The following is a 21,515-nucleotide window of genomic DNA, read 5'->3' on the forward strand; positions in this document are numbered from 1 at the left end:
CCAAAACCAACATCCCGATCTCGCCGCCTGAACATCCAGACGGCTGTTTAAGCTATCGAAATGAGGGGTCCCTTTTAGACGCCGATCACCCCGCTAACGGGGTCCTTTTTGCACGCCGATTCACATCCTCGACTCGGCGGTCCTCTTCCGCGGCGAAGCTGACTGGGAAGTCGAAGCTCATCGGTAGGCTGGCAACCGCAAGGCGCTCACCGGACGCGGCAATGTCTAGGGTCGGATCACCTTCGGCAAGCCACCCCATCGCGGCGAGCAGCATGTCGCGCCATTTGTCGTTGAACCAAGACCGCGTGAGGCGCAACCGGATACGCTGCAGCTGTTCACCCGGGAGCGGGGTTCGGCCATCGGTCGTCACCGCGACATTGGCATGGACCCGGAAGAGAGCATCCGGCCAGAGCTTGGGTTGAGCGACAAGGCACAGATGCCAGCGCCGATCCTTGAACTTGCCGCTCAGGACCCGGTCGACCCGATGTCCATCGCTCAGCGTCAGCTTCACTCTTCCGTCGATGAGTCCGTCGGGGAAGAAGCGGCCGCGGGCGCCCGAGGCGAAATCGACAGGAAGTAGCCCGAGACGATGCATGGCCAAGTCCCAGTGCTGACGCATCAAATTGACGGCGATCCGCCGTGCATTGGAACGCTCAACGAAGTGGCGGCTATAGGTACCGTCGATCACGCCGTTGAATGGCAAGCTGGCGCGCGCCTTCAAAGGCGGAGCGCCGTTGTCGAGACGCTCGATAGCATCGGGTCCGCAGAAGGCGATCACCCCTCCATCGTGTAGTACATGGGGAACACGTGTGAACTGGCTCCAGGCTTCCAGCTGCGCAGTCGTTCCCTTCGCCTCCAGGATCCAGACGTCAGGCCTCGCCCGGAGTTCGAACCAGTTGCTGTAGAGCGTCTCGGGACTTGAAGTGACCAGCTTTCGACCGTCCTCTTGGGCAGCGACGATCATCGCAAGCTGCTCGGCGTCCGGATGCTCGACCTTTGGCACACGTGAGGAGTCGAGCGTCTCGAACAGGGGCTGAAGGCAGGCAGCCCAGTTAGGGAACGCATTGTGTGCGTTCTGGCGGAGGATCTCCGTCGGGAAATCGCCGAAATCCACGTCGGCGATTCGGATCGGAATCATAAACTCCGCATCGCCGAGCTTGCGACGCATGACGTCGCCGAGGGCGAGTTCCTTCTTTACGCCTTGCTTGCCGATGTGCTCGGACACGACGACGATCTGCTTGATCGCCTCGTGCCGCAGCACGTGCTCGATCTTGTCCCAGAAATCGTCGCCACCCCGAAGCGCGCCAACGTCGACCCAGACCTTGTACCCGGCAGTGGTCAAGCGACCTGCGAGCCACCGCGCGAACCGGTTATCCTCGGGGTTGGCGTGCGTGATCAGAATGGTGTCGCGCACCAGTGTCGGAACGGTTGTCATGCGTGTCCCCGCCTGCAGCGTACCGTACCCAAAAGCACGAATATGGGCCTACTACGCCAGAGGGCGCACGTTGGTGATGGTAATGCCGACATCCGCGCTCGCCAGCGGGCCGTCCGTCGTGAACATCTGCGCTTGCAGATCGATCGCCAAAGCAAGGCATGCCCGGTCGCCAAGCGAAAGACCAAGTGCCTTCGTCGACGGCCGGAGGTCGCCTATGATGAGCGCCTGGGCAGGGGAGAGCGGCCGAACATCGAGGTGCAACCCGCCGAGCGCCTCACGCACCTCGTCCAGCGACAGGCCACGCTCCCGCAGCTTGGACACGACCTCGGCCAGGTTTGCCGTTCCGATGACACTGCGGGTCAGCACGTCGACTACCCGATCAGCCCCGGGCTCGTCGTTCAGAAGGCAGAGCAGGGCGGAGGCGTCGAGTACGACCTTGCTACTCACGCTCCGCCTCACGCCGGCGTTCGGCAATCAGCTCGTCAGCCAGGCCGACGCCTTCGGGCACATACTTGCGAAGGATCGCGCGAGCCCGCTCTAACGCTCTCGGTACGGACCGTACCCGCAACTCGCCATCGTCCACATCGACGAGAACGGTGTCACCTGTGGTGATCCCGAGCTCACGGCGCATTGCCGCCGGGATCACGAGCTTGCCACCATCCACGATCTTGACCCTCTGTGCTTCCATCTGCACTGACCTCGCTTGGCTGACCCAATCACCAGACCTTACCGGATGTCGGCGCTGACGGATAGCGCAAAGCAGGACCCTTCAACGGGTTTAGTGATTGGTGGCCGTTCATATCTGCGCGCGGTAGCTACTTAGGCCTGACTAGCTGAGCTAGGCTCGACAGGATCGGCGCTTGCTATTCCGAGCCGGATGCCGCAGCGGTGGCTCACAAGGGTATACCCAACAACGCCAAGTAGGAGTGATGAGCAGGTGGCAGGCAGCGAGGTTAGGGCGGCGCGGGTGTATTTGCGGGTAAGCACGGACGAGCAGGACCTGACGCGGCAGGAGAGCATTGTGGCTGGTGCGCGGGCGGCCGGCTTTTATGTCGCGGCCGTATACCGGGAGAAGGCGTCGGGCGCGCGACCGGACCGGCCGGAGCTGCTGCGCATGGTGGCGGACCTGCAGCCGGGCGAGGTGGTGGTGGCCGAGAAGATCGACCGCATCAGCCGCCTGCCTCTGCAGGAAGCGGAACTGCTGGTGGATGCTATCCGGGGCAGGGGGGCTCGGCTGGCGGTGCCGGGCATTGTGGACCTGTCGGACTTGGTAGCTGATAGCGCAGGCGTGGCGCGCATCGTGCTGGAGGCGGTGCAGGACATGCTGCTGCGGGTCGCGCTGCAGACGGCGCGGGATGACTACGAGACCCGGCGCGAGCGGCAACGCGAGGGCATCGAGATTGCCAAGCGGGCGGGGCGGTACACCGGCCGCAAGCCGGACCTCGCCCACCACCGGCGCATCGTAGGTCTGCGCGAGGCGGGCATGAGCATCGCGAAGACCGCGGAGCTCGCCGGGTGCAGCATCGCCCACGTCAAGCGCGTGACCGCGCTCCACCGCTCAAGGGCCGCTCAGCCGCAGAAGACTAGTTGAGTACCGTACATGTTTTACCTGCGGGTCGTGGCAGACCGAACCCCACCGCGGATTGGTCTCCGCGTGGAGCAGCAGAGCGGCATCCTGGGTATCACCGCAGGATAATCGCGCATAGTCGCTTCCAACCTGCCATTCTGACACGGGGTTCCGACACCTGTAGACCCGCGGAAAAGCTGGGGTGCTACGCCGGTGTCACAACCGGACGGTTGTGACACCGGCCGCGTTACGGACTGGAATGATAAAACAGGAAGTTCGGTACGATCAGTCAGGGATCAGCGCCCAACCACGTATCTGCAATGTCGCCATTGTGGTGAGAGCCGAGACATCGACTTCGATAGCCTTATCGACCGTGACCGGAGCGATCCCATTCCCGACTAAAGCCTGGCTGCACACTCGAACGGACACGCCTGCCCGCCTTAGCGCCGCTATCAAGGCAAGATTGGGGTTCGTCGTGGCACCGGTTTTCGTCGCATATGCCTCATCATCGGCAATAATCGGTGTCGCCGGCCCGTGGACGATCACGATCACATCTCCCTGTGCCGGCCGCACGCCGTCCGCCCCGAGCAGGTTCAGGAAGCGTGCGACCTTCTCCAGCGAGGGATTGACCTTGTCGGGAGATGACGCCGCCTTCGTCACACTGAACAGCACACGATATCGCAGCGAGTGGTCCGGCCGCTCAACCGCGCCTTCTACCGGCGTGATCCTGCCATAGCCGGCAATCACGGGTTGTTGCGCGGTGACGCCTGCTGACCCGGCACTGCTCATGACGGCCAAGCATCCTGCAACTGCGATAGCGGGAAGCCGCATCTGGTTTGTCCTTTCGAAACCGGAATGATTATCCGACCCTCGCAAATACGGCTGCGCCTATATTTTGCGGCCGCGTGGCAGCCGACGCCCCGCGCGCTCGCGACGGTCGGGAAGCGGGCGCTGCCTCATGCACGGCTAGATCATCGGCGCCGAATATCGCCTCGAGCGTGCGCACGCACATTGCGGCTGCGTCATCGGCGAGCCGGTAATGGACCTGCTTTGCCTCGCGTCTCGTCTTCACCAGCTCGGCGCGGCGCAGCTCGGCAAGCTGCTGGCTGAGGGCCGGCTGGGTCACGCCGGTCGCAGCCTCTATGTCCGCAACCTGCCGCTCACCGCCCAGCAGATAGGACAGGATCATGAGGCGCTGGGGTTGAGCGAACACGCGCAGCTTTTCGACCGCCGCATCGGCGATCGCGCGGGATTGATGGATCGCCGTCATCGATCGGCCTTCAACTGATGAAACCAGTCGGCACCGGCGCTGCACGGCAAGGCGGGCGGGAGCAGGACGTCGTCACCCGGCTGCCAGTCGGCCGGCGTATAGGCCTGCCCATCGGCCGATCGCTGCAATGCCCTCACCGTGCGGAGCATCTCGTCGACCGATCGCCCGACGTTCATCGGATACCAGTTGAGCGCACGGATGATGCCCTCAGGATCGATGAAATAGGTCGCGCGCACGGCCGAGGCGTCGCCGGCCTGTTCGTCAAGCATGCCATAGGCGTAACCCACCGCCATCGACGGGTCTTCCACGACCGGGAACGGCACCTCTACACCGAAGACATCCTTGATCGCGCGCAACCAGGCGACATGCGAATACAGGCTGTCAACCGACAGCCCGAGCAAGGCGCAGTCGAGCTCCTCGAATTGCGGTGCGGCCTTCGCCAGGGCCACGAACTCGCTGGTGCAGACCGGCGTGAAATCAGCCGGGTGCGAAAAGAACACGACCCAACGACCACGATACTGATCGAGCGACATCGCGCCCTGCGTCGTGCGGGCGGTGAAATTCGGGGCCGCGTCCCCGATGCGCAACGAGCGCGGTACGTCTGCATCCATCGTTTCCATGCTTTTCAGATGGCACGGGCAGCCCGTTGACGCAAGCGGATTACACAACTACATAAACCATGAAATCAATAATTGGAGGCGATCGTGGAATCGGCGTTGAATGAGGCAGTTGCGCAGATTGAACGTGCGAAGGCGGCGGTAGCGCCGGTCGTTCACTCGTTCTTCGACGAGCCGACCAACACCGCGACCTACGTCGTCTGGGACCCCGCCACGCGAAAGGCGGCGATCGTTGACAGTGTCCTGAACTTCGACGCTGCGGCCGGTCGCACCAATACGGCGTCGGCGGATGCGGTAATCGCTTATGTGCGGGAGCACGGCCTTTCGGTCGACTGGCTGCTCGAAACCCATGCTCATGCCGACCACCTGTCTGCGGCGCCCTATCTGCAAAAGGCGCTGGGCGGTCAGCTCGCGATCGGCCGCGACATCATTCGCGTGCAGAACGTCTTCGGCAAGATTTTCAACGCCGGCACCGACTTCGAACGGGACGGCTCCGAGTTCGACCACCTGTTCGACGATGGCGACCGTTTTACGATCGGCGACATCGAGGCCATCGCGCTGCATGTGCCGGGGCACACCCCCGCCGATATGGCCTATGTCATCGGCGACGCAGTCTTCACCGGCGATACCCTGTTCATGCCGGACTACGGCACCGCACGCGCAGACTTCCCCGGTGGTGATGCGCGCCAGCTATTCCGCTCGATCCGTCGACTGATGCAGTTGCCCGACGAGACGCGGCTGTTCCTGTGCCACGACTACAAGGCTGCGGGGCGCGACCGGTATGTCTGGGAGACGACCGTGGGCGCGCAGCGCGTCGGCAACGTCCACGTTCATGAGGGGGTGGACGAAGACAACTTCGTCGCGATGCGCACCAGTCGGGACGCCACCTTGTCGATGCCCAAGCTCATCCTGCCATCGGTGCAGGTCAATATGCGCGGCGGCCATCTGCCGGAGCCGGAAGTCAACGGCACCCGCTACCTCAAGATTCCACTGGATACGCTGTGATGCCCGGATTTCCCCATGCCATGCCGCTTGCCGGCTTCATCGGCGGCCTGATGATCGGGTTCGCTGCGGCGATCATGTTGCTGGGCAACGGCCGCATCGCCGGGGTCAGCGGCATGTTCGCGCGTGTCCTCGCTCTCTCTGAAGGGGGAGCGCCTTGGATGATGGCCTTGCTTTTCACGGCGGGGCTGCCCCTGGGCGCGGCGCTGACCGCAGCCAATGTGAATGTGGAAGCTCGCTTCCCGACGTCGCTCGGGCTGATCGCCGTCGCCGGGCTGATCGTCGGGATCGGGACGCGGCTCGGCGCGGGGTGCACCAGCGGTCACGGCGTCTGCGGCCTGTCGCGCCTGTCGCCGCGGTCCATCGTCGCGACCGGCACGTTCATGGCGACCGGCATCGCCACCGTGACCCTCATGCGTCTCGCGGGAGTGGTATCGTGATGCGCCAGAGCCTTCTTTCGCTCGTCAGCGGCACGCTGTTCGGCGCCGGCCTCGCCGTGTCCGGCATGATCGATCCTGCGCGGGTACGGGCGTTTCTCGACGTCGCCGGTGCCTGGGACCCGACCCTGGCATTCGTCATGGCGGGAGCGATCCTGCCGATGGCGATAGCCTGGCTCATCGTGCGTGGACGCTCTACGCCGATCGTCGCGGAGCAATTCCATACGCCGGCCACGTCGCCGATCGACGCGCGCCTCCTCGGCGGTGCCGCCCTGTTCGGCATAGGCTGGGGCCTTGTCGGCCTGTGCCCCGGCCCCGCCATCGCCGCGCTCGCGATCCAGCCTGCCCCCGCGCTGCTCTTCACCGCTGCAATGGCGCTCGGCGCAGCCATCCACCGCTTCGCACTCATCCCACGCCGTTCGGCGTGACCGGACAGGAGACATTACATGGCCTTCAAGAAGATCACACCGTCCTTCTCGGCTGCTCCCCAGCTCACCCGGGATGATGTCGCTGCCGCCGCACAGGCGGGGTTTCGCTCGATCGTTTCGAGCCGGCCAAATGGCGAGGAGCAGGGACAGCCGAGCGCACACGAGATGGCCCGGATCGCCGAAGAACACGGCCTTGCGTTCGCCCATGTCCCGATCGTGCCGGGCAAGGCGACCGATGCCGATGCGGACCGGATGAAGGAAGCGCTGACTGCGCTGCCGGGACCGACGCTCGGCTTCTGCCGAAGCGGCACGCGGGCGGCTACCCTATGGGCGCTGGCGGAGGCGAGTCATGCCGATCCCGAAACGATCGTCGGTCAGGCCAAGGCAGCCGGGTACGACCTGGCCGATCTGAAGCCGGCGCTCGCTCGCCGGTCCGAAAGAACCGGCAAATGACCTACGACATCGTCATCATCGGAGGCGGAGCTGCGGGCATCGCAACCGCCGCCAGCATCCTGAAACGTAACGCCAAGGTGTCGATCGCGGTCGTCGATGCGGCCCGGGACCATTATTACCAGCCCGGTTGGACGTTAGTCGGGGCAGGCGTTTTCACCCCCGAACAGACCCGCAAGGCCGAAGCCGATGTCATGCCCAAGGGCGTCGAATGGATCCGGCTGCCGGCGATCACCATCGACCCCGAGCGTCAGGCGATCACCCTGGGCGACGGGGATACGATCGCCTATCGTGTCCTGATCGTCGCCCCCGGCCTGCGTTTGGCGTGGGAGAAGATCGCGGGGCTTACCGAAGCGTTGGGCCGCAACGGGGTCACGTCCAACTACCGCTACGATCTGGCGCCCTACACCTACCAGCTTGTCCAGGAATTGCAGCGGGGACGCGCGCTGTTCTCGCAACCGCCGATGCCGATCAAGTGCGCCGGCGCGCCTCAAAAGGCGATGTACCTGTCCTGCGACATCTGGCGCGAACGCGGTGTTCTCCCCGCGATCGACGTCGAATTTCACAACGCCGGTGCGGCGCTGTTCGGCGTCGCGACCTATGTCCCTGCGCTGATGGAATATGTCGAGAAGTATAGGATCAACCTCAAGCTCGAATCCAACCTCGTCGCGGTCGACGCCGATCGGCGTATTGCCACCTTCGAGCGCAAGCAGAACGGTGTCAGCGAGCGGATCGAGCGCGGGTTCGACATGCTCCACGTCGTGCCGCCGCAGGTGTCGCATGACGTCGTTGCCAAAAGTTCGCTCGCGGCGGCAAACGGCTTCGTCGAGGTCGATGAGGCGACGCTGCGCCACAAGCGATACGACAACGTCTTTGCCTTGGGCGATGCTGCGGGGACGAGCAATGCGAAGACGGCTGCGGCAGCCCGCAAGCAGGCACCCGTGGTGGCGGTCAACGCGCTCGCCGCACTCGAAGGCAAGCCTCCTGTTGTCGACTATGACGGCTATGGGTCGTGCCCGCTCACCGTCGAGCGCGGCAAGATCGTCCTCGCCGAGTTCGGCTATGGTGGAAAACTGCTCCCCAGCTTTCCGTCGTGGCTGCTGAACGGCACGCGCCCGACGCGCGCTGCCTGGTTCCTGAAGGAGCGGATGCTGCCCCCGATTTACTGGCAAGGCATGCTGAAAGGCCATGAATGGATGGCGGCTCCGCATAAGATCGGCAAAGCGGCATGACCCTCGAACCGATCCAGTATCTGCTGGGTGCGTTATCCGGCAGCCTGGTGGGCTTTACCCTCGGGCTTGTCGGCGGGGGCGGCTCGATCCTCGCCGTCCCACTCATGGTCTATCTGGTGCGCGTGCCCGACGCCCATCTCGCCATCGGCACGAGCGCGTTCGCCGTCGCGGCTAACGCCGCCACGGGGCTGATCGGCCATGCAAGGGCGCATAACGTCAAATGGCGCTGTGGCGGCATGTATGCGACCGCCGGCGTCATCGGCGCCCTGTTCGGCTCTACCGCGGGCAAGGCCGTCGACGGCGGCAAGCTCCTGTTCCTGTTCGCACTGGTCATGGTCGTCGTCGGCGTCCTGATGCTGCGCGGGCGCGGTGACACGGGCAACCCGGGGGCGGAGTGCAACCGGGAAAAGGCGCCGAAGGTGCTGGGCTACGGCCTCGGCACCGGTCTGTTCTCGGGCTTCTTCGGCATCGGCGGGGGCTTTCTGATCGTCCCCGGCCTGATCGGATCGACGGGCATGCCGATCCTGAACGCCGTCGGCACGTCATTGATCGCCGTCACCGCGTTCGGGCTGACGACGGCCGCCAATTACGCATTTTCGGGTCTGGTGGACTGGCCGCTGGCTTTCGTGTTCATCGCCGGTGGAGTTGTCGGCGGCTTGATCGGCACGCGCATCGCGAAGCGCCTCGGTACGGGCGGCACGCTCACCACGGTCTTCGCCGTCCTGATCTTCGTGGTGGCGGCCTACATGCTCTGGAAAAGCGCGGCCGCGTTTCTCTGATGGCGGGTGCGATTGCCATCGGGCCGCTGATGCTGGCCGTCGATCGCGGGCTTGCCGTGCTGTGCATCGTCGTGTTCCTTGGCCTCACGACACTGGCCGGTCGGTTCCGCTTCCCTCGCGTATCGACGGTCTCCACCAGCGCCATCGTCGCTGGACTGGTCACGGCACGGATCGGTTACGTCGCAGCGCATTGGTCGAGCTACACCGGCGCTCCGCTGTCCATCCTTGCCGTGTGGCAGGGTGGCTTTTCCCCCGTTGCAGGGCTTCTGGGCGCTGCGGCGATGCTGGCGATCCGGCTTGGCCGCTCAAGCGCGCTGGCGGCAGGCTGGGGAGCGTTGGCTGTTGCGGGTGGCCTCTGGTTCTCGCTTCAGGCGCTGATCCCTCCCGTGACCTACGGCCCGTTCCCCTATCATCTCAACCTGACAACCCCGTCCGGCGCGCCGCTTCCACTCGATCGCTTCCGTGGCAGGCCCTTCGTGGTCAACCTGTGGGCGACATGGTGCGGTCCGTGTCGGCGTGAGCTGCCGATGCTCGATGCGGTTGCGTCGCGCCCTGGCGAGGTCCCGATCCTTCTTGCCGATCAGGGCGAGGCGCAAGCGATCGTCAGCGGTTTTCTCGGCCGTGAAAATATCGGAGCGCGCCATGTCGCGCTCGACCCCGATCGTGGCCTTTCTCAAGCCCTGAAGGTGGCGGGGTATCCCGCAACGGCCTTCGTTGCGGGCGACGGCACGATCGTACAGCTCCAGCTCGGTGAATTGTCACGCGCTGCGCTCGCCGATGGAATCGAATTAGCAAGGAAACACCGATGAATCGTCGCAACCTGTTGTCTCGGGGCCTCCTGGCCGCGCTTGCCTTCGCCGCGCCGATCACGCCTCTCATGGCCCAGCAGCCCGATCTGTCGCGCAAGGCGGTCGTTGACGATCCCGTGGCTCCCAAGCGCGCCGGCAGGACCTACGACGTCACGGTTGTCGAGTTTTTCGACTATAACTGCCCCTATTGCCGTCGCATGGAGCCGGTGCTGAACGCCCTGCTTCGCTCCGACCCGAAGGTACGGGTCGTGTACCGGGACTGGCCGATCTTCGGACCTGCCTCGCGTGAGGCGTCACGCGCGGCTGTCGCGAGCCAATGGCAGGGCAGGCATGCCGCCTTTCACGAGGCCCTGATGACCTCGCCGGCGCGGCTCGACAGCGCGGGCGTCAAGGCAGCGGCTGCCAAAGCCAAGGTCGACTGGCCCCGTCTGCAACGCGATTTGAAGAACCGTGGCGCCGAAATCGACGCGCTGCTTACGCGCACCGATAGCATCGCCCAGGCGATCGGTTTCAACGGAACACCAGCGCTGATCGTCGGCTCGCAGGTCGTCGCCGGTGCTGTCGATCTCCCGACGTTGCGTCGTCTCGTCGCGGAAGCGCGCAAAAAACCAGCGGCGCGCTGACCATGCCCGGGCCGCTCAATCGGAGACAGCTTGCCGGCTTGGGCGCGGTGGTCGTGGGTGGTTGGGCAGTCGGGCAGGTTCTACGGCGTACCGCCCCGATCGGGCGCGACGTCGGGCCGACCGCCGACCTGATCCTTGCCGGTAACGGCTCGCCCGAGGACGGACCTGCCGATGCTACGCTCCGGCTTGCCGTGTTCACCGACTATCGTTGCCCGGCCTGCCGTCATGGATTTTCCGCCCTGGAAGAGGCTGTGCAACGCGACGGCAAGGTGCGGGTCATCTACAAGGATTGGCCCATCTTCGGTCCGCCATCCGAACGTGCCGCAAGCGTGGCGCTCGCGTGCGCCGAACAGGGAGTTTACCCGACCGTCCATCGTGCGTTGATGACGGACAGCCGCACGATCGACGACGACGTGTTGCGGGACGTCGTGATGCGCGCTGGCGGCGATTGGCTGCGCGCGATGACCTGGCTTGCCGCCCACGCGGACGCTGTCGCAGCCCGCCTGCGGGCGAACGGACAGGAAGCCTATTCGATCGGACTGGCGGGCACCCCGGGTTATCTTGCCGGTCCCATGCTGGTGATGGGCGCGATCGACGCCAGCGATTTCCAACGGCTGTTCGCGCGTGCGCGGGAAGAAAGCTGACGATGCGAGAGGATACGAAACATGATCGAGTATAATCACAAGGGCATGACGGTTGCGTCGCTCCATGACGAGCGCACCGGCAGCTTCCAGTATGTCGTGGTCGACGAAGCCACGAAGACCGCCGCGATTATCGATCCGGTCCTCGACTTCGATCCCCGTGCCGGTGCGACCGCAACCGACAATGCCGATATGATCCTCGAATATGTCCGCGCCAAGGGACTTACTGTGGAATGGGTGCTCGATACCCATCCCCATGCCGATCACTTCTCGGCCGCGCCGTATCTCGCGGAAAAGACAGGGGGCAAAACCGCGATCGGCACCAAGGTCGTGGAGGTGCAGAAGCTCTGGCAGGACATCTACTGCCTGCCCGACCTGCCCGTCGATGGTAGCCAGTGGGATCGCCTGTTCGCCGATGGCGAGCAGTTCAGGATCGGCTCGCTCGACGCGCACGTCATGCTGTCGCCCGGCCACACGCTCGCCTCGATCACCTACGTCGTCGGCGACGCGGCGTTCGTCCACGACACGCTGATGGTGCCCGACAGCGGCACCAGTCGGGCTGACTTTCCAGGCGGCAACGCGCGCGCGCTGTGGCGCTCGATCCGGGCGATCCTCGAACTGCCGCCCAGCACCGCGACCTATGTCGGCCACGACTACGGCAAGGACGGGCGCGAAGTCTTTGGACGATCGACCGTGGCGGACCAGCGTCGTGACAACATCCATGTGCACAACGGCATCGGTGAGGCCGAGTTCGTCGCCACCCGCGAGAAGCGCGACGCAACCCTGCCGCTGCCGGACCTGATGCTTGCCGCGCTCCAGGTGAACATCCGCGGCGGTCGCCTGCCGGAGCCGGAGGCGTGCGGCACAGCGTTCCTCAAGGTGCCGCTCAACCACTTCGGCGCGGGCAAATGACCGAACCAACGCCGCCAACGCCCGGTGATGATGGCGATGCCCAGCGTATCATCTTCGCCATTACCGCCGCGCTGCTCGTCCTCGTCGTCACCTACAAGGTAGGGCAGTCTGACGCGCCCGTGCAGGCACCCGTCGAGGTAGCAGCGGACGCCGCCTTTTCGCCACCGGCGGAAAGCACCATCCCCGCCGGGCCGGACGGCGACGCGATCCGGCGCGGTCGACTGATCTTCACCGCGAGCGCGGCTCATGCCGGCCAGTACGTCGGCAACGGCCTGACGTGCAGCAACTGTCACCTCGATGCCGGGCGGAAGGCCGATGCGTCCCCGATGTGGGCGGCCTGGGTCAGCTACCCAGCTTATCGCGCGAAGAACGGCCGAGTGAACACGATGGAGGATCGCATCCGCGACTGCTTCCTCTACTCGATGAACGCGCCCGCCTCGAAAGCCGGCGCCCCGCCGCCCTATGGCGACGATATCTACCGCGATCTCCAGAGCTATTTCGCCTGGCTCGCGACCGGCGCGCCATCCGGCAAGCCGCTGCCCGGTCGCGGGTTCATAAAGCTCGCCACAACCCCGATCGGGCACGATCCGGTTCGCGGCGCGATTGTGTTCGCCGGCCAGTGCGCATCATGCCACGGTGCGAACGGCCAAGGGCAGGCGAACCCGGACGGCAGCTATACTATCCCGCCGCTGTGGGGAGCGCGCTCCTACAATTGGGGTGCGGGCATGACCGGGCTGGCGTCGGCTGCCGGGTTCATCAAGGCCAACATGCCTTATGGTGAGGGCAACACGCTGACGGATCAGCAGGCGTGGGATGTCGCCGCCTATGTCGATAGTCGCGAGCGACCCCGCGATCCGCGGCAGACCGGGACTGTCGAGAGCGCACGTAAGCAGTTTCACCCCAAAGGGGACTATTATGGTCAGGAGATTGACGGAAAAATGCTTGGCAGCTGATCGCTCGGCTTCCTAACCAGTGTCACAACCGAACGGTTTTGACACCATTCCTTGAGTAGCCAAGTCAGCTAATCGCTTAGTGACCTAGCCGTAATGGATAAGTTGAGTCACTGCTGTTTTCTGCTTTCGTTCTCCACGATACTGAATCATAGAATTGTTATGCCAATCGCGCGTGAACATCGCTGGCTCTACCCGATTGACTGGCGTGAACTATCTGCCTTCATCCGGTTTGGCCGCGCCAAAGGACGCTGCGAACATTGTCAGCGCCCGCATGGTCGTCATGTGCTGCATCTGGGCGATGGTGTTTGGTGGGATGAGGACATAAGCAGGTGGCGCAACGGGCAGGGCAGGTGCGTTCGCCGCCTGCCGCCGCCCGACGCCCTCTTATGCGCGCAACCTGGCTTCGTCGGCATTGATCCACCTTCACAAGTGCGGATCACGCGCGTGGTTCTTGCTAGCGCGCATCTGAACCATGATCCGAGCGATAACCGACCACGCAACCTCGCTGCACTCTGCCAGCGGTGCCACATGCGCCACGACGCCAGCGAGCATCGCCGACGTCGGTGGATCAACGCCTTCCGTATGCGTGCGATCGGCGATCTATTTGCCTGATCCGAAATCTCCTGCTGACCGCCTGGGAGCTAATCAAAGATCACTCAGTCGGTGAATCGAACGCTGTCAGGATTGGGCACGGCCCTGCCGATCCCGAGCCGCACTCGCTGGCAAGCCGACGCAGCGAAGCACGCGCCTGTTCAAGCTCGGCGATCTTCGCATCCAGCGCCGCCATCTGCTCATGGGCGAGCTGGCGCGCACGCGCGCGATCGTCGGTCGCATCCAGCGCCAGAAGCTCACCGATCTGCTCGAGCGTGAAACCGGCTGCCTGCGCCGAGCGGATGAAGCGAAGGCGGCGGGCGTCATCGGTGCCGTAGCGCCGGATGCCGCCTCCGGCGCCAGCCCCGGTCGGCCGGTCTGGCTCGTCCAGCAAACCGCGACGCTGATAGTAGCGCACCGTTTCGACGCCGACGCCGCCCTCGCGCGCGAGCGCCGCGATCGTCATGCCGGTCATGCCTTGACTCCGTACTATGGTACGGACCCTATATAGGCGGGGCGAGGATATTGGAGAAGCGGCATGGCGAGCGCCCCCGCCAAACAGGCGACGATCTACCGGATGGTGATGCCGGAACATACCTGCCCTTTCGGGCTGAAGGCGAAGGATCTTCTGCGCCGGGAAGGCTATGCGGTCGATGACCATTGGCTGATGACGCGGGAAGAAACCGACGCTTTCAAGGCGAAGCACGGCGTCAAGACGACCCCGCAGATCTTTATCGCCGGGGAGCGGGTCGGCGGCTATGACGATCTGCGCCGCTTCTTCGGCAAGATGGTCCGCGACCCCAAGGCCGTCACCTATCGCCCGGTGATTGCCGTGTTCGCGATGACGGCGCTGATGGCGCTCGCCGCCAGCTATGCGGTACTCGGCACGCCCTTCACGGTGCGGGCGGGTGAATGGTTCATCGCGTTCTCGATGTGCGCTCTGGCGATGCTCAAGCTCCAGAACGTCGAGAGCTTCTCGAGCATGTTCCTCAACTACGATCTGCTCGCGAAGCGCTGGGTGCCCTATTCCTATGTCTATCCCTACGCGGAAGGAGCGGCGGGCGTCCTGATGGCAGCCGGCGCGTTGACCTGGCTGTCGGTGCCCGTCGCGCTCGTTATCGGTACGATCGGCGCGGTGTCGGTGTTCAAGGCCGTCTACATCGACAAGCGTGAGCTGAAATGCGCGTGCGTGGGCGGGGACAGCAACGTGCCGCTCGGCTTCATCTCGCTCACCGAAAACCTGATGATGGTCGCGATGGCGCTGTGGATGATCGCTGCGCCGCCCGTGCTGGCGATGGCGCACTGACGCGAAGGTCGGCACGCGTCGTCAATGCGGGCTGATCGCCGTAACTTCTGCCGTCATACCCTTCGCCTTGGCGGTGAATGCGACCCGCTGCCCCGACCGCAGTCCCTTGAGCAGGGTCGGGGGGGATGCCCGGAAGGTCATCGTCATTGCGGGCCAGCCGATCGTCGGGATCGGGCCGTGCTTGATGGTTACGGTTCCACCTTTCGCGTCGACGGCAGTGATCGTCCCCGATCCGCTGCCGGATTTTACAGCCGATGCAGCCGGCCTGCTGCCTTGAGCAAGAGCGCTCGCTGCGATCGGCGTGACTAGTAGCATGAATGCGGCGCGCATGGAGAAAGTGGCTTTCATCAGATCTTCCTTTCGGGGCGGGTTGAAGCTCGCCGCCGCAAGAGCAAGTAGGCGGCTGGCAGGATGAACATGGAGAGGAAAGGGGCGGTCAGCATTCCACCGATCATCGGCGCGGCGATCCGGCTCATCACCTCCGATCCGGCGCCATGCCCGATCAGCACGGGGAACAGCCCGGCGACGATGACAGCGACGGTCATCGCCTTGGGACGTACCCGCAACAGCGCGCCCTCCCTGATCGCTTCCGATACTTGCTCGCCCGACGGTGACGGCCCGCGCTCGGCCAATGCGTGTTTCAGGTAGATCAGCATGACGACGCCGAACTCCGCCGACACGCCGGCGAGCGCGATGAACCCGACACCTGTGGCGACCGATTGCGCATAGCCGAGCAGCCATAATGTCCAGATGCCGCCGGTCAGCGCGAAGGGCAGTGTGCCCATGATAAGCGCCGCCTCGTCGAGGCGACCGAAGGTAAGGTAGAGGAGAAGGAAGATGATCGCGAGTGTCGCCGGCACGACGAGCATCAACCGAGCCTCGGCACGCTGCAGATACTCGAATTGTCCGGAATAGGCGATCGAGACGCCGGGGCTGAGCCGAACATCTTTGCCAACAGCACGGCGCAGATCGGCGACCGTGGAGGCCAGGTCGCGCCCGCGCACGTCGACATAGACCCATGTCGAGAGTCGACCATTTTCCGTCTTGAGCATCGGTGGACCTTCCGCGATCGACACGGATGCGACGGTGCCGAGTGTGATCTGCTGACCCGATGCGGTGACGATTGGGAGAGTTCGCAGTCCCTCCAGACTGTCACGCAGCTCGCGGGGGTAGCGGACGCTGATCGGGTAGCGGGCAAGGCCCTCCACCGTCTGGCCGATCGTCTCGCCGCCGATCGCGCCGGACACAATCTCCTGCACATCGGCGATGTTGAGACCGTAGCGCCCCGCGGTCACCCGATCGATATCGACATCGACATAGCGGCCTCCGGTCAACCGTTCTGCCAATGCCGAGCTGACGCCCGGCACGGTCCTGGCGACACGTTCGATGCTGCCGGCGATGCGGTCCAGCTCGGAGAGGTTGGACCCCGACACTTTCACCCCGATGGGACTCTTGATGCCGGTCGCGAGCATATCGATCCGATTGCGGATCGGAGGCACCCATACGTTCGTGAGGCCGGGCACGCGCACTGTGCGGTCCAGCTCCTCCACCAGCTTTGCCGGCGTCATCCCCGCGCGCCATTGATCGCGCGGCTTGAATTGGATGGTCGTCTCGAACATCTCGAGCGGTGCCGGGTCGGTCGCGGTCTCGGCGCGTCCGGCTTTGCCGAACACGGTTTTGACCTCGGGAACGGTTTTTATCAGCCGGTCTGTGCGCTGGAGCAGGGCCGAGGCGCTCGCGGCCGAAAGGCCGGGAAGCGCGGACGGCATGTAGAGCAGATCGCCCTCATCCATCGTCGGGATGAACTCGCCACCCAATCGGGTCAGCGGCCATGCCGTCGTCGCCAGTACCAGGGCGGCGATGCCGATCGCCGCCCAAGGCCGCGCCAACACGCGGTCGAGCGCCGGGCGATAGGCACGGGTGAGCACGCGGTTGATAATGTTGTCGTTCTCGGCCGGAATGCGTCCCCGGATCAGCCATCCCATCAGGACCGGCACGAGCGTTACCGACAGGATCGCCGCTGCCGCCATCGCATAGCTCTTGGTGAAGGCGAGCGGGGCGAACAGCCGTCCCTCCTGCGCTTCGAGCGTGAACACCGGCACGAACGACAGCGTGATGATGACGAGGCTGAAGAACAGCGCCGGCCCGACCTCGGCCGCGGCCTCGGTGATGACGCGCCAGCGTTCCTCGCCCGCCAGCGCCACGCCCGGATGGTCGTGTTCCCATCGCTCGATCCGCTTGTGCGCGTTCTCGATCATCACGATCGCGGCATCGACCATCGCGCCGATCGCGATGGCGATACCGCCCAAAGACATGATGTTGGCGTTCACCCCCTGCACACGCATGACGAGCAAGGCCGCGAGCACCCCCAGAGGCAAGGTGACGATCGCGACCAGCGCAGACCGGACATGCCACAGAAACAACCCGCAGATGATCGCGACGACGACGAACTCCTCGATCAGCTTGCCCGTCAAATTCTCCACCGCGCGGTCGATCAATTGCGAGCGGTCATAGGTGGTGACGATCTCGACGCCGGGGGGAAGGCTCGCTTTCAGTTCCGCGAGCTTGGCCTTGACGGCTTCGATCGTCTGCCGTGCATTCTTGCCCTGACGCAGGATGACGACTCCGCCCGCGACCTCGCCTTCGCCGTTCAGCTCGGCGATGCCGCGGCGCATCTCGGGGCCGATCTGGATCGACGCGACGTCGCCCAAGGTAACGGGGACGCCGGCACCGGCGACCTTGAGCGGGATCGCGCGGAAATCGTCGACGGTGCGCAAGTAACCTGACGCGCGCACCATATATTCGGCTTCGCCCAGCTCGAGGACGGACCCGCCGGCCTCCTGATTGGCGCGGCGAATGGCATCGACGGCCTGAGTGTGCGTGACACCGAATGCGGCGAGCCGCGTCGGGTCGAGCAGCACCTGATATTGCTTCACCATTCCGCCGATGCTCGCCACCTCCGCAACGCCGGGCAGCGTTTTCAGTTCATAACGTAGGAACCAGTCCTGCAAGGATCGGAGCTGCGACAGGTCACGGCGGCCGGTGCGGTCCAACAGCGTGTATTCATAGACCCAGCCGACCCCCGTCGCATCAGGACCCAGCGCGGCCTGCGCGCCTTGGGGAAGCCGTCCCTGCACCTGGCTCAGATACTCCAGCACGCGTGAGCGCGCCCAATAGAGGTCGGTCCCATCCTCGAAGAGGACATAGACGTAGCTGTCGCCGAAGAACGAATAGCCGCGCACGGTTTTCGCGCCAGGCACGGACAGCATCGTCGTGGTGAGCGGATACGTCACCTGGTTCTCGACGATCTGCGGGGCTTGGCCCGGCCAGCTCGTGCGGATGATGACCTGCGTGTCGGACAGGTCGGGGAGCGCATCGACGGGGGTGGCACGCATTGCGAACACCCCGGCCATGGCGAGCGCGATGGCCGCCAGGACGACGAGGAAGCGGTTCGCGACCGACCAGCGGATGATCGCGGCAATCATCGCCCAGCCTCGCGCGTCATGCGGCGCAGCGTTGGACCATCGGCGGGTTGATCAAAGCCGAACCGCACCCGCTCACCCTTGCGATACCCACGCACCAACGCGGGATCGGCGACGCGGAACGTCATTGTCATGGCCGGCCAGCCGATCGCCGGAACGGGCTGATGGGACAGGGTGACGGAACTGCGATCGATCGCCTCGATGCTGCCGACCGTCTCGTAGATCGACGCGGTGGGTTTCACGGCCGGCTTTGTTGCGGGTGACGCTTCGACACCAATCGGACGCGCATCGAGGCCAGCGAGGCTCGCTTCGGAGTCGATCAGGAACTGGCCCGACGCGACAACCTTCTCACCCTCGGTCAGGCCGGCGACTATCTCGGTTTTGCCGCCGCCTTCTGCGCCAGTGCGAACCTCGGCGGGTCGAAAGCGTCCACCCGGCCCTGCCAACATGACGAGTGTGCGCCGGCCGGTCCGGATCACGGCCTCACTCGGAACAAGGAGTGCATCGCGGCTCCCCTGGTCGAGCGCCACGCTGGCGAACATACCGGGGCGCAACCGGCCGGCACGGTTGGGGAGCTCGACGCGGATTGTGAGCGTGCGGCTCGCTGCCTCGGCCTGGGGCAGGATCGCAGCGATGCGGCCCCTGAAGCTTTCGCCCGGGAAAGCCGCCAGCGTGGCGATGACGGGCGTGCCGATCCGCAGGTTTCCTGCGAGGGCCTCAGGGACAGCCGCGTTCAGCCACACGGTGGCGAGGCCGTTCACCTCCGCCAGTGTCTGTCCTTGCGCGACCGTCATCCCCTGTCGGACGCCGAGCGTCTTGATGACGCCCCCCACGGGCGTGCTGATCGTCGTCACACCTTGCGGTCGGCCGCGCCACTCCGCCGATGCAATCGATCCGGCGGGCATCCCGAGAAGCAACAGGCGCTCTCGTGCCGCCCGCGTGAGCCCGGCATCCCCGGTGCGGCGCACGGCGAGATACTCCGCCTGCGCGCCCGCCCATTCGGGCACAAGGATATCGGCGAGCGGGGCGCCTGCCGGCACGACATCGCCTGGCGCGCGCGCATAGACGCGCTGAACGAAGCCGCCGCTGCGTGCCTGCACGACCGCAACGTTGCGGTCATTGAACTCGATGCTGCCGGTTGCCGAGGCCGAGTTTGACAACGATCCGCGTTCGACCGTGACGATCCGCGCGCCGAGCCGCTGGAGGCTGGCCGGATCGATCGCTACGCCCGGTGCGGCGCTACCGCCTGCGCCCTCGTCGGCATAGCGGGGGATCAGTTTCATCCTCATCGACGAGAGACCCGGGCCGTCGTGCCGCTCCCCCGGGATCATCGGATCATACCAGTAGAGGATCTTCTTCTGCGGGGCTGGGGATGCCGTTTGATCGGCAGCCGAGGACGTGCCAAGTTTCGCGAGCCCGAAGCCCACGCCCCCTGCGACCAGCACCAGCGCGCTTACCGCGGTGACAAGGCGGGCGCGGGTAATGGTAGTGTCGCTCATCGATCGGCGCTCCCGAAGGTAATGGTGAGGCGGACAGAGTCTGCGGCGACGAGCGCCTCACGGTCGAGCACGGTCAGCTCGGCGTCGGCGAGCGCGGTCTTGGCTTCGATGGCATCCGCAAGACTCGCGCGACCGGCAGAGTAGCTCGCTATCTCCAGATCGGCTCGCTTCCGAGCGAGCGGAAGGAGCACGTCGCGCGCGCGCTGCCATTGGCTGTGATGCATTTGGTGGTCCGCCAGCGCGGCCTCCAGATCGGCTGCCAATGTGCGCCGGGTTTCTTCGCGCGCGGCCTCGGCCTGCGCCTGTGCGGATTTGCGGGCTTCGATGCGCGGGTTCTGACGCGATCGAGCGAACAGCGGCAGGCTCATCGAAACTCCCGCCGACACCATGTCGCCATACCGGGGGTCACGGCGTTGATAAGCTACCTCTACCCCCCAATCGGGTCGCTTCTCCGCTCGCGCCGCATCCACGTCGGCCTGGGCGCGCTGAATACCGGCCTCGGCGAGAACCATGTCGGAGTGAAGGCTGAGCGCGTCCCGCAGCCGCGCCGGAGCCAGATCGATCGCGGGCATATCGCCGGCAATCTCGGGCGCCGATACGCCGGTCCAGCGAGCCAGCATCGCGCGGGCGCGCGCAACGGCGGCCATCAACTCGTCGCGGCGGTCGTCGAGTGCCGCGATCTCCTGATCGGTCGTCAGTGTCTGACCAGGGCGGACCGAACCGGTCGTCACGGCGGCCCGCGCAGCGGAAGGGAGAGATCGAAGGAATAGCAGAACGGTGTCGAGGGCAGCTAGTCGACGCTCGGCATAAGCAAGGTCGATCCATGCCTGCCCCGCTCCCAATCGCACCTCCCGGAGCTTGGTCGCTTGCGATGCTTCTGCCGTTGCGATCACGGCGCGTGCCTGCGCTTGCGCGGCATGACGCTTGGCAAGGTTGGGTAGGTCCTGTTGGAAACCGACACGCCCCATCGTCATGTCGTCTCTGGATAGGGAGAAGGCGGGTGGCCCAGAGACAGGATAATTCTCGATTCCGATCGACACACGGGGGTCCGGAAGGCTTCCCGCCGCACGTGCATCGGCTTGGGCGGCGCTGACCCCCGCGCGACCGGCAACCGCTCCCGGGGCGTTGGCAACCGCATCGCGCAGCGCTTGGTCATAGGTAAGTGTCTGCGCGTGCGCGGCGCTCGTCGTGAGCGCGGCGACCGCGAGCATCATGGATGCGCGCATCCCTCTAGTCCCTTCATGTCATAATGATGGCCGGGCTCCAAATGGTTGATCGGAGCCCGGCACCTGTTCAGGCTCGCCAGCTTAAGTTGACTGGCCGCCCTTCATTGACATGCAGGCGTCGCGACCGCGTTCCATCATCGGGCACACGCAGGCGCTCGACTGGGGAACGTCCGTAACCCATACGCGACGTGGGGCTTGAAGCGGCGCCCGCGGGCCCGGCTGGTAATTGGAACGCCACTCCCAATGACCATTGCTT

At 65.0% G+C, this 21,515-nt stretch carries 25 protein-coding genes; 14 read left to right on the forward strand and 11 right to left on the reverse strand.

Going from position 1 to position 21,515, the window contains the following annotated elements; genetic code table 11:
- Nucleotides 1-85: 85 nt before the first annotated feature.
- Genes ACFQ24_RS03225 through ACFQ24_RS03235 form a run of 3 tightly spaced genes read right to left on the reverse strand, consistent with a single transcriptional unit; the run spans nt 86 to nt 2,123 of the window.
- Nucleotides 86-1,435, reverse strand: coding sequence for a toll/interleukin-1 receptor domain-containing protein (locus ACFQ24_RS03225; RefSeq protein ID WP_380909085.1), 1,350 nt, complete (start codon nt 1,433-1,435; stop codon nt 86-88).
- A 51-nt stretch (nt 1,436-1,486) separates the two neighbouring features.
- Nucleotides 1,487-1,882, reverse strand: coding sequence for a type II toxin-antitoxin system VapC family toxin (locus ACFQ24_RS03230; RefSeq protein ID WP_046408755.1), 396 nt, complete (start codon nt 1,880-1,882; stop codon nt 1,487-1,489).
- Nucleotides 1,875-2,123 carry an AbrB/MazE/SpoVT family DNA-binding domain-containing protein gene (locus ACFQ24_RS03235; RefSeq protein WP_046408754.1) on the reverse strand — a complete coding sequence of 83 codons (249 nt, stop codon included), beginning with the start codon at nt 2,121-2,123 and terminating at the stop codon, nt 1,875-1,877. The genes ACFQ24_RS03230 and ACFQ24_RS03235 overlap by 8 nt, the downstream gene beginning before the upstream one ends.
- 279 nt (nt 2,124-2,402) lie before the next feature.
- Between ACFQ24_RS03235 and ACFQ24_RS03240 the strand changes: the two genes are divergently transcribed.
- Nucleotides 2,403-3,026 carry a recombinase family protein gene (locus ACFQ24_RS03240; protein WP_170172280.1) on the forward strand — a complete coding sequence of 208 codons (624 nt, stop codon included), beginning with the start codon at nt 2,403-2,405 and terminating at the stop codon, nt 3,024-3,026.
- Nucleotides 3,027-3,287: 261 nt separating this feature from the next.
- Here the strand turns inward: ACFQ24_RS03240 and ACFQ24_RS03245 are convergent, their stop codons facing one another.
- The 3 genes from ACFQ24_RS03245 to ACFQ24_RS03255 form a co-directional block, all read right to left on the reverse strand.
- Nucleotides 3,288-3,791, reverse strand: coding sequence for a DsrE family protein (locus tag ACFQ24_RS03245; RefSeq protein ID WP_018251190.1), 504 nt, complete (start codon nt 3,789-3,791; stop codon nt 3,288-3,290).
- A gap of 70 nt (nt 3,792-3,861) precedes the next feature.
- The gene (locus ACFQ24_RS03250) at nt 3,862-4,272 is read right to left on the reverse strand and encodes an ArsR/SmtB family transcription factor (RefSeq protein ID WP_018251191.1); all 411 of its coding nucleotides are present in this window, start codon (nt 4,270-4,272) and stop codon (nt 3,862-3,864) included.
- Complete coding sequence (locus ACFQ24_RS03255) at nt 4,269-4,892, reverse strand: peroxiredoxin (RefSeq protein WP_018251192.1); 624 nt, start codon at nt 4,890-4,892, stop codon at nt 4,269-4,271. Before ACFQ24_RS03255 ends, ACFQ24_RS03250 begins: the two co-directional genes overlap by 4 nt.
- A 72-nt stretch (nt 4,893-4,964) precedes the next feature.
- Between ACFQ24_RS03255 and ACFQ24_RS03260 the strand changes: the two genes are divergently transcribed.
- From ACFQ24_RS03260 to ACFQ24_RS03315, 12 genes are all read left to right on the forward strand, one after another.
- A complete protein-coding gene (locus tag ACFQ24_RS03260) occupies nt 4,965-5,894 on the forward strand; it encodes an MBL fold metallo-hydrolase (RefSeq protein ID WP_018251193.1) in 930 nt (309 codons plus the stop codon).
- Nucleotides 5,894-6,331, forward strand: a complete 438-nt coding sequence (locus tag ACFQ24_RS03265; RefSeq protein WP_170172224.1) for a YeeE/YedE family protein — start codon at nt 5,894-5,896, stop codon at nt 6,329-6,331. Before ACFQ24_RS03260 ends, ACFQ24_RS03265 begins: the two co-directional genes overlap by 1 nt.
- Complete coding sequence (locus ACFQ24_RS03270; RefSeq protein ID WP_018251195.1) at nt 6,331-6,756, forward strand: DUF6691 family protein; 426 nt, start codon at nt 6,331-6,333, stop codon at nt 6,754-6,756. Before ACFQ24_RS03265 ends, ACFQ24_RS03270 begins: the two co-directional genes overlap by 1 nt.
- An 18-nt stretch (nt 6,757-6,774) precedes the next feature.
- Nucleotides 6,775-7,209 (forward strand): TIGR01244 family sulfur transferase, encoded by a 435-nt coding sequence (locus tag ACFQ24_RS03275; RefSeq protein ID WP_018251196.1) that lies wholly within the window; start codon nt 6,775-6,777, stop codon nt 7,207-7,209.
- Entirely contained in the window at nt 7,206-8,438 is a 1,233-nt protein-coding gene (locus ACFQ24_RS03280; RefSeq protein WP_018251197.1) for an NAD(P)/FAD-dependent oxidoreductase, read from the forward strand. The genes ACFQ24_RS03275 and ACFQ24_RS03280 overlap by 4 nt, the downstream gene beginning before the upstream one ends.
- Nucleotides 8,435-9,217: a sulfite exporter TauE/SafE family protein gene (locus ACFQ24_RS03285; protein ID WP_018251198.1), complete on the forward strand. Its 783-nt coding sequence runs from the start codon at nt 8,435-8,437 to the stop codon at nt 9,215-9,217. Before ACFQ24_RS03280 ends, ACFQ24_RS03285 begins: the two co-directional genes overlap by 4 nt.
- Nucleotides 9,217-10,026 (forward strand): TlpA family protein disulfide reductase, encoded by an 810-nt coding sequence (locus tag ACFQ24_RS03290; RefSeq protein WP_018251199.1) that lies wholly within the window; start codon nt 9,217-9,219, stop codon nt 10,024-10,026. The genes ACFQ24_RS03285 and ACFQ24_RS03290 overlap by 1 nt, the downstream gene beginning before the upstream one ends.
- Nucleotides 10,023-10,649, forward strand: a complete 627-nt coding sequence (locus ACFQ24_RS03295; RefSeq protein ID WP_056432835.1) for a DsbA family protein — start codon at nt 10,023-10,025, stop codon at nt 10,647-10,649. Before ACFQ24_RS03290 ends, ACFQ24_RS03295 begins: the two co-directional genes overlap by 4 nt.
- 2 nt (nt 10,650-10,651) lie before the next feature.
- A complete protein-coding gene (locus ACFQ24_RS03300; RefSeq protein ID WP_026189135.1) occupies nt 10,652-11,293 on the forward strand; it encodes a DsbA family protein in 642 nt (213 codons plus the stop codon).
- Between the two features lie 21 nt (nt 11,294-11,314).
- Nucleotides 11,315-12,202 (forward strand): MBL fold metallo-hydrolase, encoded by an 888-nt coding sequence (locus ACFQ24_RS03305; RefSeq protein ID WP_018251202.1) that lies wholly within the window; start codon nt 11,315-11,317, stop codon nt 12,200-12,202.
- Complete coding sequence (locus ACFQ24_RS03310) at nt 12,199-13,155, forward strand: c-type cytochrome (RefSeq protein WP_018251203.1); 957 nt, start codon at nt 12,199-12,201, stop codon at nt 13,153-13,155. Before ACFQ24_RS03305 ends, ACFQ24_RS03310 begins: the two co-directional genes overlap by 4 nt.
- Nucleotides 13,156-13,314: 159 nt before the next feature.
- Nucleotides 13,315-13,767, forward strand: a complete 453-nt coding sequence (locus ACFQ24_RS03315) for a hypothetical protein (protein WP_043060763.1) — start codon at nt 13,315-13,317, stop codon at nt 13,765-13,767.
- 40 nt (nt 13,768-13,807) lie between these two features.
- Here ACFQ24_RS03315 and ACFQ24_RS03320 read toward each other — a convergent pair whose 3' ends face one another.
- Nucleotides 13,808-14,212: a MerR family DNA-binding protein gene (locus ACFQ24_RS03320; protein WP_101750172.1), complete on the reverse strand. Its 405-nt coding sequence runs from the start codon at nt 14,210-14,212 to the stop codon at nt 13,808-13,810.
- A 72-nt stretch (nt 14,213-14,284) separates the two neighbouring features.
- On the opposite strand from ACFQ24_RS03320, the gene ACFQ24_RS03325 reads away from it, so the two are divergent.
- Entirely contained in the window at nt 14,285-15,052 is a 768-nt protein-coding gene (locus ACFQ24_RS03325; protein ID WP_017980773.1) for a glutaredoxin family protein, read from the forward strand.
- Nucleotides 15,053-15,073: 21 nt separating this feature from the next.
- Here the strand turns inward: ACFQ24_RS03325 and ACFQ24_RS03330 are convergent, their stop codons facing one another.
- The 4 genes from ACFQ24_RS03330 to ACFQ24_RS03345 are packed head-to-tail and all read right to left on the reverse strand — an operon-like array spanning nt 15,074 to nt 21,259.
- Nucleotides 15,074-15,400 (reverse strand): copper-binding protein, encoded by a 327-nt coding sequence (locus ACFQ24_RS03330; protein ID WP_017980774.1) that lies wholly within the window; start codon nt 15,398-15,400, stop codon nt 15,074-15,076.
- Nucleotides 15,400-18,537 carry an efflux RND transporter permease subunit gene (locus ACFQ24_RS03335; RefSeq protein ID WP_018251208.1) on the reverse strand — a complete coding sequence of 1,046 codons (3,138 nt, stop codon included), beginning with the start codon at nt 18,535-18,537 and terminating at the stop codon, nt 15,400-15,402. Before ACFQ24_RS03335 ends, ACFQ24_RS03330 begins: the two co-directional genes overlap by 1 nt.
- Nucleotides 18,534-20,033, reverse strand: coding sequence for an efflux RND transporter periplasmic adaptor subunit (locus ACFQ24_RS03340; protein ID WP_043060764.1), 1,500 nt, complete (start codon nt 20,031-20,033; stop codon nt 18,534-18,536). Before ACFQ24_RS03340 ends, ACFQ24_RS03335 begins: the two co-directional genes overlap by 4 nt.
- On the reverse strand, nt 20,030-21,259 hold the full coding sequence (locus ACFQ24_RS03345) for a TolC family protein (protein WP_017980777.1): 1,230 nt from the start codon (nt 21,257-21,259) through the stop codon (nt 20,030-20,032). Before ACFQ24_RS03345 ends, ACFQ24_RS03340 begins: the two co-directional genes overlap by 4 nt.
- Nucleotides 21,260-21,515: the final 256 nt, after the last annotated feature.

This window comes from Sphingobium olei (assembly GCF_042678845.1).
Lineage (GTDB): Bacteria > Pseudomonadota > Alphaproteobacteria > Sphingomonadales > Sphingomonadaceae > Sphingobium > Sphingobium olei.

Coding starts and splice junctions, on each gene's coding strand:
- ACFQ24_RS03225 (WP_380909085.1), bottom strand. CDS start 1,435: ATGACAACCGTTCCGACACTGGTGCGCGACACCATTCTGATCACGCAC.
- ACFQ24_RS03235 (WP_046408754.1), bottom strand. CDS start 2,123: ATGGAAGCACAGAGGGTCAAGATCGTGGATGGTGGCAAGCTCGTGATC.
- ACFQ24_RS03245 (WP_018251190.1), bottom strand. CDS start 3,791: ATGAGCAGTGCCGGGTCAGCAGGCGTCACCGCGCAACAACCCGTGATT.
- ACFQ24_RS03250 (WP_018251191.1), bottom strand. CDS start 4,272: ATGACGGCGATCCATCAATCCCGCGCGATCGCCGATGCGGCGGTCGAA.
- ACFQ24_RS03255 (WP_018251192.1), bottom strand. CDS start 4,892: ATGGAAACGATGGATGCAGACGTACCGCGCTCGTTGCGCATCGGGGAC.
- ACFQ24_RS03265 (WP_170172224.1), top strand. CDS start 5,894: ATGCCCGGATTTCCCCATGCCATGCCGCTTGCCGGCTTCATCGGCGGC.
- ACFQ24_RS03270 (WP_018251195.1), top strand. CDS start 6,331: ATGCGCCAGAGCCTTCTTTCGCTCGTCAGCGGCACGCTGTTCGGCGCC.
- ACFQ24_RS03275 (WP_018251196.1), top strand. CDS start 6,775: ATGGCCTTCAAGAAGATCACACCGTCCTTCTCGGCTGCTCCCCAGCTC.
- ACFQ24_RS03280 (WP_018251197.1), top strand. CDS start 7,206: ATGACCTACGACATCGTCATCATCGGAGGCGGAGCTGCGGGCATCGCA.
- ACFQ24_RS03285 (WP_018251198.1), top strand. CDS start 8,435: ATGACCCTCGAACCGATCCAGTATCTGCTGGGTGCGTTATCCGGCAGC.
- ACFQ24_RS03290 (WP_018251199.1), top strand. CDS start 9,217: ATGGCGGGTGCGATTGCCATCGGGCCGCTGATGCTGGCCGTCGATCGC.
- ACFQ24_RS03295 (WP_056432835.1), top strand. CDS start 10,023: ATGAATCGTCGCAACCTGTTGTCTCGGGGCCTCCTGGCCGCGCTTGCC.
- ACFQ24_RS03300 (WP_026189135.1), top strand. CDS start 10,652: ATGCCCGGGCCGCTCAATCGGAGACAGCTTGCCGGCTTGGGCGCGGTG.
- ACFQ24_RS03305 (WP_018251202.1), top strand. CDS start 11,315: ATGATCGAGTATAATCACAAGGGCATGACGGTTGCGTCGCTCCATGAC.
- ACFQ24_RS03310 (WP_018251203.1), top strand. CDS start 12,199: ATGACCGAACCAACGCCGCCAACGCCCGGTGATGATGGCGATGCCCAG.
- ACFQ24_RS03315 (WP_043060763.1), top strand. CDS start 13,315: ATGCCAATCGCGCGTGAACATCGCTGGCTCTACCCGATTGACTGGCGT.
- ACFQ24_RS03320 (WP_101750172.1), bottom strand. CDS start 14,212: ATGACGATCGCGGCGCTCGCGCGCGAGGGCGGCGTCGGCGTCGAAACG.
- ACFQ24_RS03325 (WP_017980773.1), top strand. CDS start 14,285: ATGGCGAGCGCCCCCGCCAAACAGGCGACGATCTACCGGATGGTGATG.
- ACFQ24_RS03330 (WP_017980774.1), bottom strand. CDS start 15,400: ATGAAAGCCACTTTCTCCATGCGCGCCGCATTCATGCTACTAGTCACG.
- ACFQ24_RS03335 (WP_018251208.1), bottom strand. CDS start 18,537: ATGATTGCCGCGATCATCCGCTGGTCGGTCGCGAACCGCTTCCTCGTC.
- ACFQ24_RS03340 (WP_043060764.1), bottom strand. CDS start 20,033: ATGAGCGACACTACCATTACCCGCGCCCGCCTTGTCACCGCGGTAAGC.
- ACFQ24_RS03345 (WP_017980777.1), bottom strand. CDS start 21,259: ATGCGCGCATCCATGATGCTCGCGGTCGCCGCGCTCACGACGAGCGCC.